The organism is Embleya sp. NPDC025285 (assembly GCF_055558835.1).
The window spans coordinates 1-15,831 of sequence record NZ_JBVHLU010000010.1; the positions used below are offsets into that span (position 1 = coordinate 1).

Genomic DNA, 15,831 nt, shown 5'->3' on the forward strand with positions numbered 1-15,831 from the left:
TTTTGCTCCCCCACCGAAACAGGCTCAAGAACCCCCCCCCCCCCCCCCCCCTTCGCCCCCCCCCCCCCCCCCCCCCTCCCCCCCCCGGCTCGGTACCTACGACCGGACGAGGTTGACGTGTCCACCACTCCCATCATCGGTGTCCTGGCCCTCCAGGGCGACGTCCGCGAACACGCCATCGCGCTGGCCGAACTCGACGCGATCGCGCGTCCGGTGCGCAAGGTCGAGGAGTTCGCCGAGCTCGACGCGCTGGTCATACCCGGCGGCGAGTCGACCACGATGTCCAAGCTCGCGGTGTCCTTCGGGCTGTTTCCGGCGCTGCGCGAGCGGGTCGCGGACGGCATGCCGGTCTACGGCTCGTGCGCGGGCATGATCATGCTCGCCGACAAGATCCTGGACGGCCGCGAGGACCAGGAGACGGTCGGCGGGATCGACATGATCGTGCTGCGCAACGCGTTCGGTCGGCAGAACGACTCGTTCGAGGCGGACGTCCCGTTCGAGGGCCTGGCGGGCGGCGACCCCATCCACGGCGTGTTCATCCGCGCCCCGTGGGTCGAGTCGGTCGGTGCCGAGGTCGAGGTGCTCGCCCGGCTGACCGCCGAGCCGTACGCGGACCGGATCGTCGCGGTGCGCCAGGGCAACCTGCTCGCCACGTCCTTCCACCCGGAGCTGACCCCCGACCGGCGGGTGCACGCGTACTTCGTGGACATGGTCCGTGCCACGCTCTGAGTGCTCGCGCCGGTAGGATCTTCCAGCCTGTACAGGCCCGTGCAGCGCACCCGCGACCCGAAGGAGTAGAGGCGGATGTCCGGCCACTCGAAGTGGGCGACCACCAAGCACAAAAAGGCCGTCATCGACGCCAGGCGCGGAAAGCTCTTCGCCAAGTTGATCAAGAACGTCGAGGTGGCGGCGCGCACCGGCGGCGGTGACATCGCCGGCAACCCGACGCTCTACGACGCCATTCAAAAGGCCAAGAAGTCCTCGGTCCCGAACGACAACATCGACCGTGCGGTCAAGCGCGGCTCCGGTGCGGAGGCCGGCGGCGCCGACTACCAGTCGATCACGTACGAGGGGTACGGACCGAACGGTGTCGCGGTGCTGATCGAGTGCCTCACCGACAACCGCAACCGCGCGGCGTCGGACGTTCGGGTCGCGATGACGCGCAACGGCGGCTCGATGGCCGACCCCGGCTCGGTGTCGTACATGTTCACCCGAAAGGGTGTCGTGATCGTGCCGAAGAACGACCTGAGCGAGGACGACGTGCTCGGCGCGGTGCTCGACGCCGGCGCCGAGGAGGTCAACGACCTCGGCGAGTCCTACGAGGTGGTCAGCGAGGCGACCGACATGGTCGCGGTGCGGACCGCGCTCGTGGACGCCGGGATCGACTACGACTCGGCCGACGCCAACTTCATCCCCAGCGTCTCGGTCGCGCTGGACGAAGAGGGCGCGCGCAAGATCTTCCGGCTGATCGAGGCGTTGGAGGACAGCGACGACGTTCAGGACGTCTGGGCGAACTTCGATGTCTCGGACGAGGTCATGGAGCGGGTCAACGCCGAATAGGGCGGCTCGGTCGAGATACCCGAACGCGCGTGGGGCCGGCGGCAACTGCCGCCGGCCCCACGCGCGTTCGGGTATCTTCGCGAGCGCTACGGGTTGGTGTTTATCACGTACAGCAGAAAGCTCACGTACCACCCGGAGAACGCCGCCCCGGCGACCAGCACCGCGATCACCACGCCGCGCGGCCACTTGGCCATCAGTCGGGCCAGCGGCAGCGCGATGGTGAAGGCCGGCAGCATGAAGCGCGGCTTGGAGTGGAAGAACCAGCCGTTGCTCGTGGTCAGCGCCAGGAACATCACCACGGCGCCGTACACGTGCACCGGCAGGGGGATCCGCCGGTCGCGGAAGGACCAGATCATCAGCGCCACGGACAGGATGATCACGAACGTGCAGACCACGTAGATCGGTCGGCCCAGGTGGGTGAGGTACTTGCTCATCCACTGGACGGTGCTTATGCCCCAATCCATCCGCAGGTTGAAGGCCTTGTCCTGGATCCAGATCCACCCGTCGGGGCGACCGGCCAGCCAGCCCACCCAGCCGATGAAGCCCACGCACGCCAGCGGCGAGATCAGCGTGGCGATCACCGGGCGCCGGGTCTCCGGGGCCAACAATCCCACTCGCGCGCCGTCCTCGCGGCGCCGCAGCGCGATCGCCAGAGTGGCCACGCCCAGGGCCGCGACCAGGGCGAACGCGGTGTTGCGGGTCAGGCCGGCGAACAGGCACAGGACACAGGCCAAAGTCCACTGCCGACGGACCACGGCCAGCAGGCCCCAGGACGCGAACGCCACGAACAGGGCCTCGGAGTAGACCATGGTGAGCACCATCGAGCCCGGTGCGACGCCCCACAACACCGCGCACAGGGTGGCCACCCGGTGGTTGCCGGTGAGTTCGCGCCCGAGCGCGTACAGCCCCCAGGCCGCGACCACGCCGGCCAGCAGCGTGACGACCATGCCGGCGTTGAGCGCGGACAGGCCGGTGATGTCGCCGACGAGGCGGACCGCCCACGGATAGCCGGGGAAGAACTCGACGTTGCTCCAGTACGGCTTGCCCGCCGGGGACACCGGGATCTTGTCGACGTAGCCGAAGTCCGCGATGTCGCGGAACCAGACACCGTCCCAGGAGCCGACCATGGACCAGAACGGTTTCCCGGCGGCCAGCGCCATCACGGCGAGCACCACGAGGTTGATCGCGCGCGCGATCAGGTACCCGATCACGGCCGTGCGGGCCGGTCGGAAGGAGGTCTTCGCGCGGTGCGTGAAGTCGACGACGCCCAGCCGCAGGCGCTCGGGGAGACCGTCGACGAAGGCGGTGTCGGGGACCGCCGGCATCCTGGTCGCACTCTTCTCGACGGCCGGTGGGGTCTCGGCGACCGGCATGGACGGCGACGGCATGAAAACCTTCCGGGCGGCGAGCGGGGCAGTCTCCAACCGACCCTAGCGTCGCCTGTGCGGGCTCTCGCGCGGCGACCGGGCCGCCTGGGGAAGGATCGTCACAGGGCTGTCATCGGGGCGTTATCGACCGGGACAAGCGTACGTGTCGCTCGAACGAGTGATCACGGAGTGGCGGTACCGAGGGGATCGACGCCGCTGCACTAGGGTTTGCCAGGGCGAACAGATGTTCGTATCGGGTGGTGTTCGACTCGAACGGCCCAACGCACGAAGGCGAAACGACGCGGGACGAGAGGGGCGCGGCATGCGGGTCTTGGGGGTCGACCCCGGTCTGACCCGATGCGGCGTCGGCGTCGTGGACGGCGCGGTCGGCAAGCCGCTGCGGATGGTCGAGGCGGGCGTGGTGCGCACCCCCGCCGACGCCGCGATCGACGCCCGGTTGTTGGGCATCGAGCGGGGCATCGAGGAGTGGCTGGACCGGCACCGCCCGGACTGTGTCGCGGTCGAGCGGGTGTTCAGTCAGCACAACGTGAGCACCGTGATGGGCACCGCGCAGGCGTCCGCCGTCGCGATCGTGTGCGCCGCGCGGCGCGGCCTGCCGGTGACGCTGCACACGCCCAGCGAGGTCAAGGCCGCGGTCACCGGCAGCGGGCGTGCCGACAAGGCCCAGATCGGCGCGATGGTGACCCGTATCCTGCGCCTGGACGGCCCACCGAAACCGGCCGACGCCGCCGACGCGGTCGCGTTGGCGATCTGCCACATCTGGCGCGGCGGCGCCTCCGACCGGCTCGCGGCGGCCGTCGCCGCGGCCCGCACCCCGGCCGGCCGGTTGCCGCGCGGCACTCGCCGCTGACCGGCCCCCGTCCTCCCCGGCCGGGCCCGCGACGGCCGGCCCTCGTACCCCTAGCCAAGCAGGAGCACTCAGGTGATCGCGTTCGTCTCCGGAACGGTTGCCGGCCTCGGCCCGGACACCGCCGTCGTCGAGGTCGGCGGGGTCGGCCTGGCCGTGCAGTGCACGCCCACCACACTGGCCACGCTGCGCGTCGGCGAATCGGCCCGGCTGGCCACCTCGCTGGTGGTGCGGGAGGACTCGCTCACCCTGTTCGGCTTCTCCGACGACGACGAGAAGCGCACGTTCGAGGTGTTGCAGACCGCCAACGGGGTGGGGCCCAAGCTGGCCCTGGCGATGCTCGCGGTGTACAGCCCGGACGCGCTGCGGGCCGCCGTCGCGGGCAAGGACGCCAAGGCACTTACCGCCGTGCCCGGGATCGGGCCCAAGGGCGCGCAGAAGCTGCTCCTGGACCTCAAGGACAAGCTCGGCACGCCCACCGGCACCGGTGCCGCGCTCGGCGTCGGCGCGCCCGTGAGCGCGGGGTGGCGGGATCAACTGCACGCCGCCCTGGTCGGCCTGGGCTACGCGACGCGCGAGGCGGACGACGCGGTCGCCTCGGTGACCGCGGAGGCGGAGGCCGCCGCCACGCCCGACATCGGCGCGCTGCTCAAGGCGGCCCTGCGCGGCCTGAACCGCCGGTGAACCGACGGAGGCGACCGGCGGTCGGGTGTGACACCGCGGTGTCGCCCGGGTCGGGCAGGATGAACGCAGGCCGCACGAACACGACCATGGGCGGAACACGATGACGCAGGACGGCGAACGCCTGGTGACCGCCGCGGCGGACGGTGAGGACCAGGCCGTCGAGGCCGCGCTGCGGCCGAAGAACCTCGACGAGTTCATCGGCCAGGAGCGGGTGCGCGAGCAGTTGTCCCTGGTGCTGACCGCGGCGCTGGGCCGCGGCGGCACCGCCGACCACGTGTTGTTGTCCGGGCCGCCCGGGCTGGGCAAGACCACGCTGTCGATGATCATCGCGGCCGAGATGGGCGTGCCGATCCGGATCACCTCCGGCCCGGCCATCCAGCACGCCGGAGACCTGGCCGCGATCCTGTCCTCGTTGTCCGAGGGCGAGGTGCTCTTCCTCGACGAGATCCACCGGATGTCGCGGCCCGCCGAGGAGATGTTGTACATGGCGATGGAGGACTTCCGGGTCGACATCATCGTCGGCAAGGGCCCCGGCGCCACCGCGATCCCGCTCGACCTGCCGCCGTTCACCCTGGTGGGCGCGACCACCAGGGCCGGGCTGCTGCCGCCGCCGCTGCGCGACCGGTTCGGCTTCACCGGCCACATGGACTTCTACGCGCCCGCCGAACTCGAACGGGTGCTGACCCGATCGGCAAGATTGCTCGACGTCGAGCTGTCCGCCGAGGGCGGGGCCGAGATCGCGGGCCGCTCGCGAGGCACGCCCCGGATCGCCAACCGGCTGCTGCGCCGAGTCCGCGACTACGCGCAGGTGCGGGCGAACGGCAAGGTCGACCGGGACATCGCCGCCCGCGCGCTGGACGTGTACGAGGTGGACGCGCTGGGCCTGGACCGGCTGGACCGGGCCGTCCTGCAGGCGCTGACCACGCTGTTCGGCGGCGGTCCGGTGGGCCTGTCCACGCTGGCCGTGGCGGTCGGCGAGGAGACCGAGACGGTCGAGGAGGTCGCCGAACCGTTCCTGGTCCGCAGCGGCTTCCTGGCCCGCACGCCGCGTGGTCGGGTGGCCACCGCCAAGGCCTGGACGCATCTGGGCCTGAACCCCCCGCGGGGCGCGCTGCCGGGGCAGCACGGCACACAACAGAGCGTGTTGTTCGACAACGGGGCCGTGACCGGTAAGGATGCAACCGAGTGAGGCCGGTGCGCGTCGGGAACGCACGCGGCCGGTAGTCGTTGTTCCTGTAGTAAGTACCCGTCTAGACTCCGCCGAGGCTGCCGCACCGTGGCCGGCCGAGTGTCACCGTCCGGGCCGCCGAGCGGCCTTGGGAAGGAATCGTTTCAAGCCGTGGACCCGCTTACCCTCCTCCTGCCAGTAATCATCGTCGTGGTGTTCTACTTCCTGATCATCAAGCCCGGGAAGGCACGCCAGCGACAGGCCATGGAAACGCAGAACTCGCTGGTCCCGGGCGCCGAGGTCCGCACGATCGCGGGGCTGTACGCGACGGTGACCGAGGTCGAGGACGATTCCGTCATCCTTGAGGTCGCGCCCGACGTGCACTGCCGCTTCGTCAAGAGCGCCATCGCCGCCGTCCTGTCCTCCGGTGACGAGCCCGAGGACGACGAGGCCGACGACGAGCACGAAGACGGCGCCGAGGCCGGCGACGACGTCGTCAAGCTCGACAAGAAGCCCGACGCCGCCGAGGCCGAGGACACCGAGACCGTGGACGTCGGCAAGACCGAGGGCGCGAGCAAGGCGTCCGAGTCGGGCGACCGGCTGCGCAAGAACGACAAGCAGGACTAGTTCGGCTCGTGGTGGGTGCGGTGGTCCCAGGGCCACCGCAGAGCAATACAGTCATGTGACCGGGGGTGACACCCCGGATACGAAAGCGCCCGGCGTTCCGCCGGGCGCCGTGCCGTGCCGGCGGACGTGGCGCAAGCCCGTCCGCGGCGGCATCGAGAGGGAGATTGGGCGAAGGTGGCAGCACCGAAATCGAGTTCCCGAGGGCACCCGGGACGGGTCCTTGCCTTCATCGGGGTCGTGATCGTGGCGTTGTACGCGATCATGTTCTCGACCGGGGACAAGACCCCACGTCTGGGCATCGACCTCGCGGGCGGCACCAGCGTCACGCTCACCGCCAAGGCCGACCAGGGCCGTAACGGCGCGGTCAACAAGTCGAACATGCAGACCGCGGTGGAGATCATCCGCCAGCGCGTCAACGCGTTCGGTGTGTCCGAGGCGGAGGTGCAGACCGAGGGCGATCGCAACATCGTCATCAGCATCCCCAAGGGCAAGAACGAGAAGGAGACGGCGGAGCAGGTCGGCCAGACCGCGAAGCTGTTCTTCCGCCCCGTTCTGGAGGCCGCGCAGATCACCCCCCAGGGTGGTACCAAGCTGCCGCTGACGCCGCCGTCGACGCCGCCCGCGAGCGCCCCGCCGGCAAGCACGCCGCCCGCGAACACGCCGCCCGCGGCCGAGTCGGGCAAGCCGCAGGGTCGGGTCATCCCGAACCTGAAGGACGCGTCCGGCGCCCCGACCCCGCCGCCGTCCACGCCGCCCGCGAGCACGCCGCCCGCGACGCCTCCGGCGAGCACCCCGCCGGCCGGAGCCGACGCGAACGGCATCACGCCCGAGCTGCGCGCGAAGTACGAGAACCTGGACTGCTCCCTCCCGGAGAACCGCGGCCTCGGCCCGGTTCCGGCCCCGGAGGACCAGCCGACCGTGGCGTGCAGCCGCGATCAGGGCGACGAGCAGGAGAAGTACATCCTCGGCCCGGTGCTGATCCCGGGCACGGACGTGGACTCGTCCAAGGCGCAACTTCCGCAGAACGGCAGCGTCGGCGGCTGGGAAGTCGAGCTGAAGTTCACCGACGCGGGCACCAACAAGTTCACCAAGATCACCGGTGACCTGGCGGCGGGCAAGTACCCGACCAACCGCTTCGCCATCGACCTGGACGGTGTGGTCGTCTCCGCGCCGTCGGTGAAGTCGGAGATCCCCGGCGGCAGCGCCGTGATCTCGGGCAACTTCACCCGCAGCTCGGCCAAGGACCTGGAGAACGTGCTCAAGTACGGCGCGCTCCCGCTGTCCTTCACCAAGAGCGACGTGACCACGGTGTCCGCGTCGCTGGGCGGTGACCAGCTCCGGGGCGGTCTGATCGCGGGTGCGATCGGCATCGTCCTGGTCATCCTGTACTCGCTGTTCTACTACCGGGGCCTCGGCCTGGTGAGCATCGCGAGTCTGGCGGTCTCGGCGGCCCTCACCTACGCCATCATGTGTCTGCTGGGCCGAAGTATCGGCTTCGCACTCAACCTGCCGGCGGTGTGTGGCGCGATCGCCGCGATCGGTATCACGGTGGACTCGTTCATCGTGTACTTCGAACGCATCCGGGACGAGATCCGCGAGGGTCGCACGTTGCGACCCGCGGTGGAGAAGGCGTGGCCGCGTGCCCGGCGCACCATCCTGGTGTCCGACGCGGTGTCGTTCCTGGCCGCCGCCGTGCTGTACGTCGTCTCGGTCGGCAAGGTCCAGGGCTTCGCGTTCACCCTCGGCCTGACCACGCTGCTCGACGTCGTGGTGGTGTTCCTGTTCACCAAGCCGCTCATGACGATCCTCGCCAAGCGCAAGTTCTTCGCGGACGGCCACAAGTGGTCCGGCCTCGATCCCGTCGCGCTCGGTGCCAATCAGCGCCAGTCGTACCGCAGCCGTCGCCCGCGCGGGCGCGCTGCCGGCGTCAAGGAGGCGTGATGAGTCGCTTCGGTGACCTCAAGAACATCGGCGTCCGGTTGCACCACGGCGACGTCTCGTTCGACTTCGTCGGTCGCAAGAAGTTGTGGTACTCGATCTCCGCGCTGATCCTGCTGCTCGCGGTCGGCGGTCTGCTCGGCCGCGGGCTGCACCAGGGCATCGAGTTCAAGGGCGGCTCGGTCTACACGATCGAGCACACCACCGCCTCGCAGAACGACGCCCGCAAGGCGGTGGAGCCGTTCACCGACGGCGCCGACGCCATAGTGCAGAAGGTCGGCGGCGACGGCCTGCGGATCCAGATCGCGGAATCGGACGCCGACAAGACCAAGCAGGTCGCGGCGGCCATCGCCAAGGACCTCGACGTCGCGCCGGACAAGGTCAACACGCAGGTGGTCGGCCCCAGCTGGGGCAAGGAGATCTCCAAGAAGGCCCTTCAGGGCCTGGTGATCTTCATGATCCTGGTGGTGATCTACCTCACCTTCGCCTTCGAGTGGCGGATGGCCGTGGCGGCGCTGGTCGCGCTGATCCACGACATCGTGATCACCATCGGCGTGTACGCGCTGGTGGGCTTCGAGGTGACGCCGGGCACGGTGATCGGTCTGTTGACCATTCTTGGTTACTCCTTGTACGACACCGTGGTGGTGTTCGACACGGTCAAGGAGAACGCCAAGAACATCACCAAACAGACCAAGTTCACCTACAGCGAAGCGGCGAACGCGGGTCTGAACCAGACCCTGGTGCGCTCGATCAACACCACGGTGGTCGCGCTGCTGCCGGTGGCGTCGCTGCTGTTCGTCGGTGGCGGTCTGCTCGGCGCGGGCATGCTCAAGGACATCGCGCTGTCGCTGTTCGTGGGTCTGGCCGCCGGTGCGTTCTCCTCGATCTTCATCGCCACGCCGATCCTGGCCGACCTCAAGGAGCGGTCGCCGGAGATGCGACAGCTCGCGAAGAAGGTGGCTCAGCGCCGCGCGTCCGAGGCGAAGGCGGCCAAGGCCGCCGAGGTCTCGGGCATTCCCGCGGACCAGGCCGAGGGTCACCCGAACGTGGACGAGGGCGCGGAGCCGGAGTCGGAATCGGACGACGACACCGTGCCGGCGCAGGGTGGAGCACCCCGTGCGGGCGCCTCGCGCGGCCGGGCGCGGACCCGTCCCGGCGGCAAGAGGAAGCGTTGATGGCCGACGACGACCTGCGCAAACTGCTGGAGAGCCGGATCCGGGACGTGCCGGACTGGCCGCAGCCGGGCGTGGTGTTCAAGGACATCTCGCCGCTGCTGGCCGATCCGGTCGCGTTCGCGGCCCTGGTCGACGCGCTGGCCGAGCGTTGTCGGGGCCGGGTGGACAAGGTGGTCGGAATCGAGGCCCGAGGCTTCATCCTGGCCGCACCGGTGGCCTACCGCGCGCAGGCCGGGTTCGTCCCGGTCCGCAAGGCGGGGAAGCTGCCGTGCGCCACCTACGCGCAGTCCTACGAGTTGGAGTACGGCTCGGCCACCCTGGAGGTGCACCAGGACGCGTTCGAGCCCGGTGACCGGGTGCTCGTGATCGACGACGTGCTCGCCACCGGCGGGACCGTCGAGGCCACGATCGACCTGGTGAAGCGGGCCGGCGCGGAGGTGGTGGGGGTCGAGGTGCTGCTCGAACTCGGCTTCCTGAACGGCCGGGCGCGGCTCGCCCCGGTGCTGCCGGAAGGCACGCTGGAGTCGTTCATCGTCGTGTGACATGCCGCCAAAAGGCGTGTCGTCGGAGGCCGGAGGCGCCCCAGGTGGGGAGCCTTCGGCCTTCGCCGTCGCGGCGGCCGGCGTTCCGGATGGCCGAGTCGTGAGGGCGTGGGTCAGTACGATGGAATTTCCGTCATCTGTGGGAGGAGTTCCCTTGCCGGACGAGGTCGCGCCCGTCGCGTCGTCCTCGGGGGATGCCGTCGAACACGCGGCTCCCTCGGACGACGCCACACGTGCCACACCGGGCCCCTCGGGCCATCCGCCGGTGAGCGGCGGGGGCCCCGAGGAGGCTCCGGCCCGTGCCCGCCCCGACGAGGCGCCCGATGGGCCGGACCGCGCTGCGGCCGAGGCGCCCGCCGAGCAGCCCGCCGCCGCTTCCGGCGAGACGCGCGCGCCGGCCGAGACCCGCGCCGACGCGCCGGCCGAGGCTCAGGCCATCGCGTCGGAGGAGAGCGCCGACGGCCCCCGGGGCAGCGACGGCCACAGCGGTCCGGCCGCCGGCGCCGCCGGGCCCGAGGCCAGGGGGCCGCGGCCGGTCGCCAAGGCGGCGCCGCCCCCCGAAGGCGCCTCGCGGGGCAGCGGCACCGAGCGCTCGCGCTCGTTGCGGGTGGACGGCCCCAGCCGGGTCCGCGCCCGCCTGGCCAGGCTGGGCGTACAGCGCAACAGCGTGTACAACCCGGTTCTGGAACCGCTGCTGCGGGTGGTGCGGGTCAACGACCCCAAGGCCGACCTGCGCCAGATCGAGCGGGCGTACACCACCGCCGAGCGCTGGCACCGCGGCCAGCGCCGCAAGAGTGGCGACCCGTACATCACCCACCCGCTCGCGGTCGCCACCATCCTGGCCGAGCTCGGGATGGACCCGCCGACGCTGATGGCCGGGCTGCTGCACGACACCGTCGAGGACACCGACTACGGGCTCGACGCGCTGCGCCGCGACTTCGGCGACACCGTGGCGATGCTCGTGGACGGCGTGACCAAGCTGGACAAGGTCAAGTTCGGCGAGGCCGCGCAGGCCGAGACCGTGCGCAAGATGGTCATCGCGATGGCCAAGGACCCGCGCGTGCTGGTGATCAAGCTCGCCGACCGGCTGCACAACATGCGCACGATGCGCTACCTCAAGCGGGAGAAGCAGGAGCGCAAGGCCCGCGAGACGCTGGAGATCTACGCCCCGCTGGCGCACCGGCTGGGGATGAACACGATCAAGTGGGAGCTGGAGGACCTGGCGTTCGCCATCCTCTACCCCAAGATGTACGACGAGATCGTGCGGCTGGTCGCCGAGCGCGCGCCCAAGCGGGACGAATACCTGGCCCTGGTGACCGATCAGGTGCAGGGCGACCTGCGCTCGGCGCGGATCAAGGCCACGGTGACCGGGCGGCCGAAGCACTACTACTCGGTCTACCAGAAGATGATCGTGCGCGGCCGCGAGTTCACCGAGATCTACGACCTGGTGGGCATCCGGGTCCTGGTCGACTCGGTGCGGGACTGCTACGCGGCGCTGGGCACCATCCACGCGCGCTGGAACCCGGTCCCGGGGCGGTTCAAGGACTACATCGCGATGCCCAAGTTCAACATGTACCAGTCGCTGCACACCACGGTGATCGGTCCCGAGGGCAAGCCGGTCGAGTTGCAGATCCGCACCTTCGACATGCACCGCCGGGCCGAATACGGCATCGCCGCGCACTGGAAGTACAAGGCCGAGGCGGTCGGGGCCAAGGGGGCCGCGAAGACCGACACCAAGCCCGCGCGCAAGGGCGAGAACCCGGCCAACGACATGGCCTGGCTGCGGCAACTGCTGGACTGGCAGCGCGAGACCGAGGATCCGGGCGAGTTCCTGGAGTCGCTGCGCTTCGACCTCTCCAGCCAGGAGGTCTTCGTCTTCACGCCCAAGGGCGACGTGATAGCGCTGCCGGCCGGCTCGACCCCGGTCGACTTCGCCTACGCGGTGCACACCGAGGTCGGGCATCGCACCATCGGGGCCCGGGTCAACGGGCGGCTGGTCCCGCTGGAGAGCCGGCTGGACAACGGCGACCTGGTCGAGGTGTTCACCTCCAAGAGCGAGACCGCGGCGCCCAGTCACGACTGGCTCGGCTTCGTCAAGTCGCCCCGGGCGCGCAACAAGATCCGTCAGTGGTTCTCCAAGGAGCGCCGCGAGGAGGCGATCGAGCAGGGCAAGGAGGGTCTGACCCGGGCCATGCGCAAGCAGGGCCTGCCGTTGCAGCGGCTGATGTCCGGCGGCGGCGACACTCTGGTCACCCTCGCGCACGAGCTGCGCTACCCCGACATCTCGTCGTTGTACGCGGCGATCGGCGAGGGTCACGTCTCGGCGCAGACCATCGTGCAGCGCCTGGTGGAGTCGCTCGGCGGCGAGGAGGGCGCGTCGGAGGACCTCGCGGAGGCCACCCGGCCGACCACCACGCGGCGCCGGCCGCGCTCGACCGGCAATCCCGGCGTCGTGGTCAAGGGCGTCGACGACATCTGGGTCAAGCTGTCCCGCTGCTGCACGCCGGTACCGGGCGATCCGATCATCGGATTCGTCACCCGGGGCAACGGCGTCTCGGTGCACCGGCAGGACTGCGGCAACGTCGAGTCGTTGTCCCAGCAGTCCGAGCGGATCGTCGACGTCGAGTGGGCGCCGACCGCGTCCTCGGTGTTCCTGGTGGCCATAGAGGTCCAGGCGCTGGATCGTTCGCGGTTGTTGTCGGACATCACCCGGGTTCTGTCCGACCAGCACGTGAACATCCTGTCCGCGTCGGTGGCCACGACCCGGGACCGGGTCGCGGTGAGCCGGTTCACCTTCGAGATGGGCGACCCCAAGCACCTGGGCCACGTGCTCAAGGCGGTGCGCGGGGTCGAGGGCGTGTTCGACGCGTACCGGGTGACCAGCGGGCGCCAGCAGTAGTCGACCGGGCCCTGCCGGCCCGCAGCCGGGCTCGGCGTACACGAGGCGGCGTCGGGAGTGATCCCGGCGCCGCCTCGTGCGGTGGTGAACCCGGTTTGCCCGCGTGCCGGGGGTGTTCGGTTCGGCGGCGTGCGGTGGATGCTCGGTTCGACGGTGTGTGCTCGCGTGCCCGGGTCGGCGGTGCGGGCCGCGCCAGACGGTCATCGAGATCTTCCGGTACTTGCCGGGGGCGGAGTCGGACGGGATCTCGTTGATCCGGATCGTGCCGACCAGGCCGTTCGCGAAGTCCTTGGTGCGGATCACCGAGCCCACCTCGAGGTAGGTGAGCGGGAGCTGGTTGTTGTTCGCGTGCCGGGTCTCGCCCAGGCAGGTCCGGAAGTCGCTGGGCCGGCCCGGGTCGAGCAGAACCATCTTCTGACCCTGGATGTAGTTGCCGTCGCCGTGGAAGTACACGACGCCCGCGCTCAGGCTGCAACTGCCCCGCCACGTACTGCTGTAGCCCAGGCCGACGCAGTAGCCGTCGGGCACGTCCGGTTGCCGTTCGAACAACACGCCGCCCTCGGCCACGCCGCCCGCGGTGGCGACCGCGGTCGCGCTCTCGCCGGGGCGGGCCGCGATCGAGGGCGGGCCGGAGGCGGTGGAGGTCGCGGATCCGGTGGGAGTGACGGTGCGCACGGCGCGATCGGGGCCCTCCCACGAGGGGACGGGCGGGGCGGCGGAGGCAGTGGGTCCCCCGTACCTGTTCCGAACCCGTCGTGATTGCGGGTCACATGATGATGGACCGATGGCCGGAAAGCACCTCGGCTCGGAAACCGCAGGCAACCCGTAGCCATCGCTCGCGGGTTCCCCAACCACCGTGCCTGGGGCCCCTGTTCATGACCCGAACATGCCTGCGAAGGCGGGTGCGGCAACGCTCACCGCCCGCCTCCGGCCCACACCTGCCGGGAACTGTACGCCCCGCCGGTGCCGCCGTGTCGCCGACGAACCCGACGCCGACGGGGCCGCGACGGTGCGCCGCCTTCCCCGGGCGTCGTGGCCCTGTTCGGTGGCGCGGTTCGGTGGGGCGAGGGTCGTTGACCGGAGTTTCCTTACGTCATATAGTTACTGCATGCTGAGCGTCCTGGGACTGCGGAAGCGGTATGGCGAGGTCGTCGCGCTGAACGGGTTCGAACTCGACGTGGGGGCCGGGGAGATCGTCGGTCTGGTGGGCCACAACGGGGCCGGGAAGACGACGTTCGCGCGAGCGGTGGCCGCGTTGATTCGGGTGGACGCGGGGGAGGTGCGCATCGATGGGCGGCCGGTCACCCCAAGACGCCGAATGCCCCACGAACTGGGAATCGCCCCACAGGAGTTGGCGCTGTTTCCGACCACCGCGCTGCAGAACCTGCGGTACGCGGGCCGGTTGTACGGCCTGGGACGGCGGTTGCTGGCCGAGCGGATCGAGGAGATCGCCGAGGCGCTCGGACTGACCGAGATCCTGCCCCGACCGGTCGAGGACCTCTCCGGCGGCCAGCAGCGCAGGTTGCACGCCGCCGCGGCGATGCTGCATCGACCGCGCGTACTGCTGCTGGACGAGCCGACCGTCGGCGCCGACCCGGTGACCCGCGAACTGCTCCTGCGCGCCGTGCGAAGCATGGCCGACCAAGGCGCCGCGGTCGTGTACACCACCCACTACCTGCCCGAACTAGAGGTACTCGACGCGACATTGGCGGTTGCCGACCACGGCCGGGTGATCGCTCGGGGCGCGCGCGCCGACCTGCTCGCCGCGTTGCCCGGGCGGGTCACGCTGACCTTCGCCGACGGCGGCGGACTGTGCTTTCCGCACGGCCTGCGCGACGACGACACCAGGGCCGACGGCGACGACGTGGTGATCACCGCGATCGACCCGGCCGCCGCCGCCGCGCGGCTGCTCGCGGCCAACCCGGAGCACGCGGCACGGCTGCGCTCGATCGCCCTGGACGCGCCGACCCTCGACGACCTGTATCGGGAGTTGTTGACCCGCAATGGCGCTTGAACTCGCCGGTGTTCGCCGGTTCTCCGCGGTCGCCCGGCACCAATGCGTCCTGATGGCCGGCGACCCCGGCCCGTTGATCGCCTTCACCGTCATTCCGATGGTGCTGGTCAGCGTGATCCGGCCGATGATGGTGCTCCTGTCCGACGCGATGCCCGACGACATGGCCGACGGCACCGCCCAGGCCACCGCCGGCATGGCGGTGATGTTCTCGCTGTTCGTGCTGAAACTGGTGGGCGCCGGCCTGCTCGACGAGCGCACCACGTGGCACACCTGGGATCGGGTCCGGGCCAGTCCGGCCCGGTTGGGCGAGATCCTGGTGGGCAAGGCCGCGCCCATGTTCGCCTTCCTGCTCGTCCAGCAGTTGTTGCTGTTCGGCTTCTCCGCCGCCGCGTTCGGGTTGCGGCCGGCCCGGGGGTGGTGGCTGGTCCTGGTGGTGAGCGTGGCGTGGCCGTTGTGCGTGCTGGCGCTGGGGACCGGCGCGTCCACCCTGGTGCGCACCTCCGCCCAACTGAGCGCCGTCGGGGACATCTCCGCCGTGGTCACCACGATCATGGCCGGCGCGCTGGTGCCGTCCGCGATGCTGCCGGGTTGGATGCGGCACCTGGGCCCGCTCACCCCCGGCTACTGGGCGATGAGCGCCTATCGATCGGCCCTCAACGGTTCGGCCCCACACGGCCTTTCGGTCTCGCTCACGGTGCTGGCCGGGTTCGCGCTCGCCGGGCTCGCGGCCGGCGCGTGGGCGGGCCGACGCGCGTCGCGCTGATCCCGGACCGGGGCGGCGGCCGGGTGATCCCACACCACCAGGGCGGCGGCGGCCGTGGTCTCGTGCGTGATGGTGACCGCGATCCGCGCGCCACCGGCCCCGCCCGCCGCCGTCCGGGCCGCGCCACCGAGGACCACGCTCGGGCGATGCCGCGCCCGGCACGGTCCGCCCGGCGCCCGGCAGTCGGCCTGGTCCGGCAGGATCTCGACATCCGACCACACCGGCT

At 70.7% G+C, this 15,831-nt stretch carries 13 protein-coding genes; 12 read left to right on the forward strand and 1 reads right to left on the reverse strand.

All coding sequences use genetic code 11. From position 1 onward, the window contains the following. The first annotated feature begins 117 nt into the window (after window positions 1–117). Window positions 118–729, forward strand: a complete 612-nt coding sequence (gene pdxT / locus ACZ4FV_RS08755) for a pyridoxal 5'-phosphate synthase glutaminase subunit PdxT (protein ID WP_465322231.1) — start codon at window positions 118–120, stop codon at window positions 727–729. Between the two features lie 75 nt (window positions 730–804). After that, window positions 805–1,560, forward strand: coding sequence for a YebC/PmpR family DNA-binding transcriptional regulator (locus ACZ4FV_RS08760; RefSeq protein WP_395872000.1), 756 nt, complete (start codon window positions 805–807; stop codon window positions 1,558–1,560). Window positions 1,561–1,646: 86 nt separating this feature from the next. On the opposite strand, the gene ACZ4FV_RS08765 is transcribed toward ACZ4FV_RS08760, so the two are convergent. Continuing rightward, complete coding sequence (locus ACZ4FV_RS08765; RefSeq protein WP_465322233.1) at window positions 1,647–2,948, reverse strand: mannosyltransferase family protein; 1,302 nt, start codon at window positions 2,946–2,948, stop codon at window positions 1,647–1,649. A 301-nt stretch (window positions 2,949–3,249) separates the two neighbouring features. Here ACZ4FV_RS08765 and ruvC point away from each other — a divergent pair, with 301 nt between their 5' ends. From ruvC to ACZ4FV_RS08815, 10 genes are all read left to right on the forward strand, one after another. Then, on the forward strand, window positions 3,250–3,798 hold the full coding sequence (ruvC, locus tag ACZ4FV_RS08770; RefSeq protein ID WP_395871996.1) for a crossover junction endodeoxyribonuclease RuvC: 549 nt from the start codon (window positions 3,250–3,252) through the stop codon (window positions 3,796–3,798). A gap of 72 nt (window positions 3,799–3,870) precedes the next feature. After that, entirely contained in the window at window positions 3,871–4,479 is a 609-nt protein-coding gene (ruvA, locus tag ACZ4FV_RS08775) for a Holliday junction branch migration protein RuvA (protein WP_465322235.1), read from the forward strand. A gap of 100 nt (window positions 4,480–4,579) precedes the next feature. Beyond that, a complete protein-coding gene (ruvB, locus tag ACZ4FV_RS08780; RefSeq protein ID WP_395871992.1) occupies window positions 4,580–5,668 on the forward strand; it encodes a Holliday junction branch migration DNA helicase RuvB in 1,089 nt (362 codons plus the stop codon). Between the two features lie 150 nt (window positions 5,669–5,818). Beyond that, the gene (yajC, locus tag ACZ4FV_RS08785; protein ID WP_395871990.1) at window positions 5,819–6,274 is read left to right on the forward strand and encodes a preprotein translocase subunit YajC; all 456 of its coding nucleotides are present in this window, start codon (window positions 5,819–5,821) and stop codon (window positions 6,272–6,274) included. A 237-nt stretch (window positions 6,275–6,511) separates the two neighbouring features. Beyond that, window positions 6,512–8,215 (forward strand): protein translocase subunit SecD, encoded by a 1,704-nt coding sequence (gene secD, locus ACZ4FV_RS08790; protein WP_395871988.1) that lies wholly within the window; start codon window positions 6,512–6,514, stop codon window positions 8,213–8,215. Further along, window positions 8,215–9,387 (forward strand): protein translocase subunit SecF, encoded by a 1,173-nt coding sequence (gene secF / locus ACZ4FV_RS08795; RefSeq protein WP_395871986.1) that lies wholly within the window; start codon window positions 8,215–8,217, stop codon window positions 9,385–9,387. The genes secD and secF overlap by 1 nt, the downstream gene beginning before the upstream one ends. Beyond that, window positions 9,387–9,929, forward strand: coding sequence for an adenine phosphoribosyltransferase (locus tag ACZ4FV_RS08800; RefSeq protein WP_395871984.1), 543 nt, complete (start codon window positions 9,387–9,389; stop codon window positions 9,927–9,929). Before secF ends, ACZ4FV_RS08800 begins: the two co-directional genes overlap by 1 nt. Window positions 9,930–10,083: 154 nt before the next feature. Continuing rightward, window positions 10,084–12,828, forward strand: coding sequence for a RelA/SpoT family protein (locus ACZ4FV_RS08805; protein ID WP_402236634.1), 2,745 nt, complete (start codon window positions 10,084–10,086; stop codon window positions 12,826–12,828). A 1,108-nt stretch (window positions 12,829–13,936) separates the two neighbouring features. Beyond that, complete coding sequence (locus ACZ4FV_RS08810) at window positions 13,937–14,842, forward strand: ABC transporter ATP-binding protein (protein ID WP_402236631.1); 906 nt, start codon at window positions 13,937–13,939, stop codon at window positions 14,840–14,842. Next, entirely contained in the window at window positions 14,832–15,605 is a 774-nt protein-coding gene (locus ACZ4FV_RS08815) for an ABC transporter permease (RefSeq protein WP_395871978.1), read from the forward strand. The genes ACZ4FV_RS08810 and ACZ4FV_RS08815 overlap by 11 nt, the downstream gene beginning before the upstream one ends. Window positions 15,606–15,831: the final 226 nt, after the last annotated feature.

Excerpts from the sequence above, each read along its gene's own strand:
- ACZ4FV_RS08800 (WP_395871984.1), top strand. The coding sequence starts at position 9,387 with ATGGCCGACGACGACCTGCGCAAACTGCTGGAGAGCCGGATCCGGGAC.
- ACZ4FV_RS08810 (WP_402236631.1), top strand. The coding sequence starts at position 13,937 with ATGCTGAGCGTCCTGGGACTGCGGAAGCGGTATGGCGAGGTCGTCGCG.
- ACZ4FV_RS08815 (WP_395871978.1), top strand. The coding sequence starts at position 14,832 with ATGGCGCTTGAACTCGCCGGTGTTCGCCGGTTCTCCGCGGTCGCCCGG.
- secF (WP_395871986.1), top strand. The coding sequence starts at position 8,215 with ATGAGTCGCTTCGGTGACCTCAAGAACATCGGCGTCCGGTTGCACCAC.
- ruvC (WP_395871996.1), top strand. The coding sequence starts at position 3,250 with ATGCGGGTCTTGGGGGTCGACCCCGGTCTGACCCGATGCGGCGTCGGC.
- ACZ4FV_RS08765 (WP_465322233.1), bottom strand. The coding sequence starts at position 2,948 with ATGCCGTCGCCGTCCATGCCGGTCGCCGAGACCCCACCGGCCGTCGAG.
- ACZ4FV_RS08760 (WP_395872000.1), top strand. The coding sequence starts at position 805 with ATGTCCGGCCACTCGAAGTGGGCGACCACCAAGCACAAAAAGGCCGTC.
- ruvB (WP_395871992.1), top strand. The coding sequence starts at position 4,580 with ATGACGCAGGACGGCGAACGCCTGGTGACCGCCGCGGCGGACGGTGAG.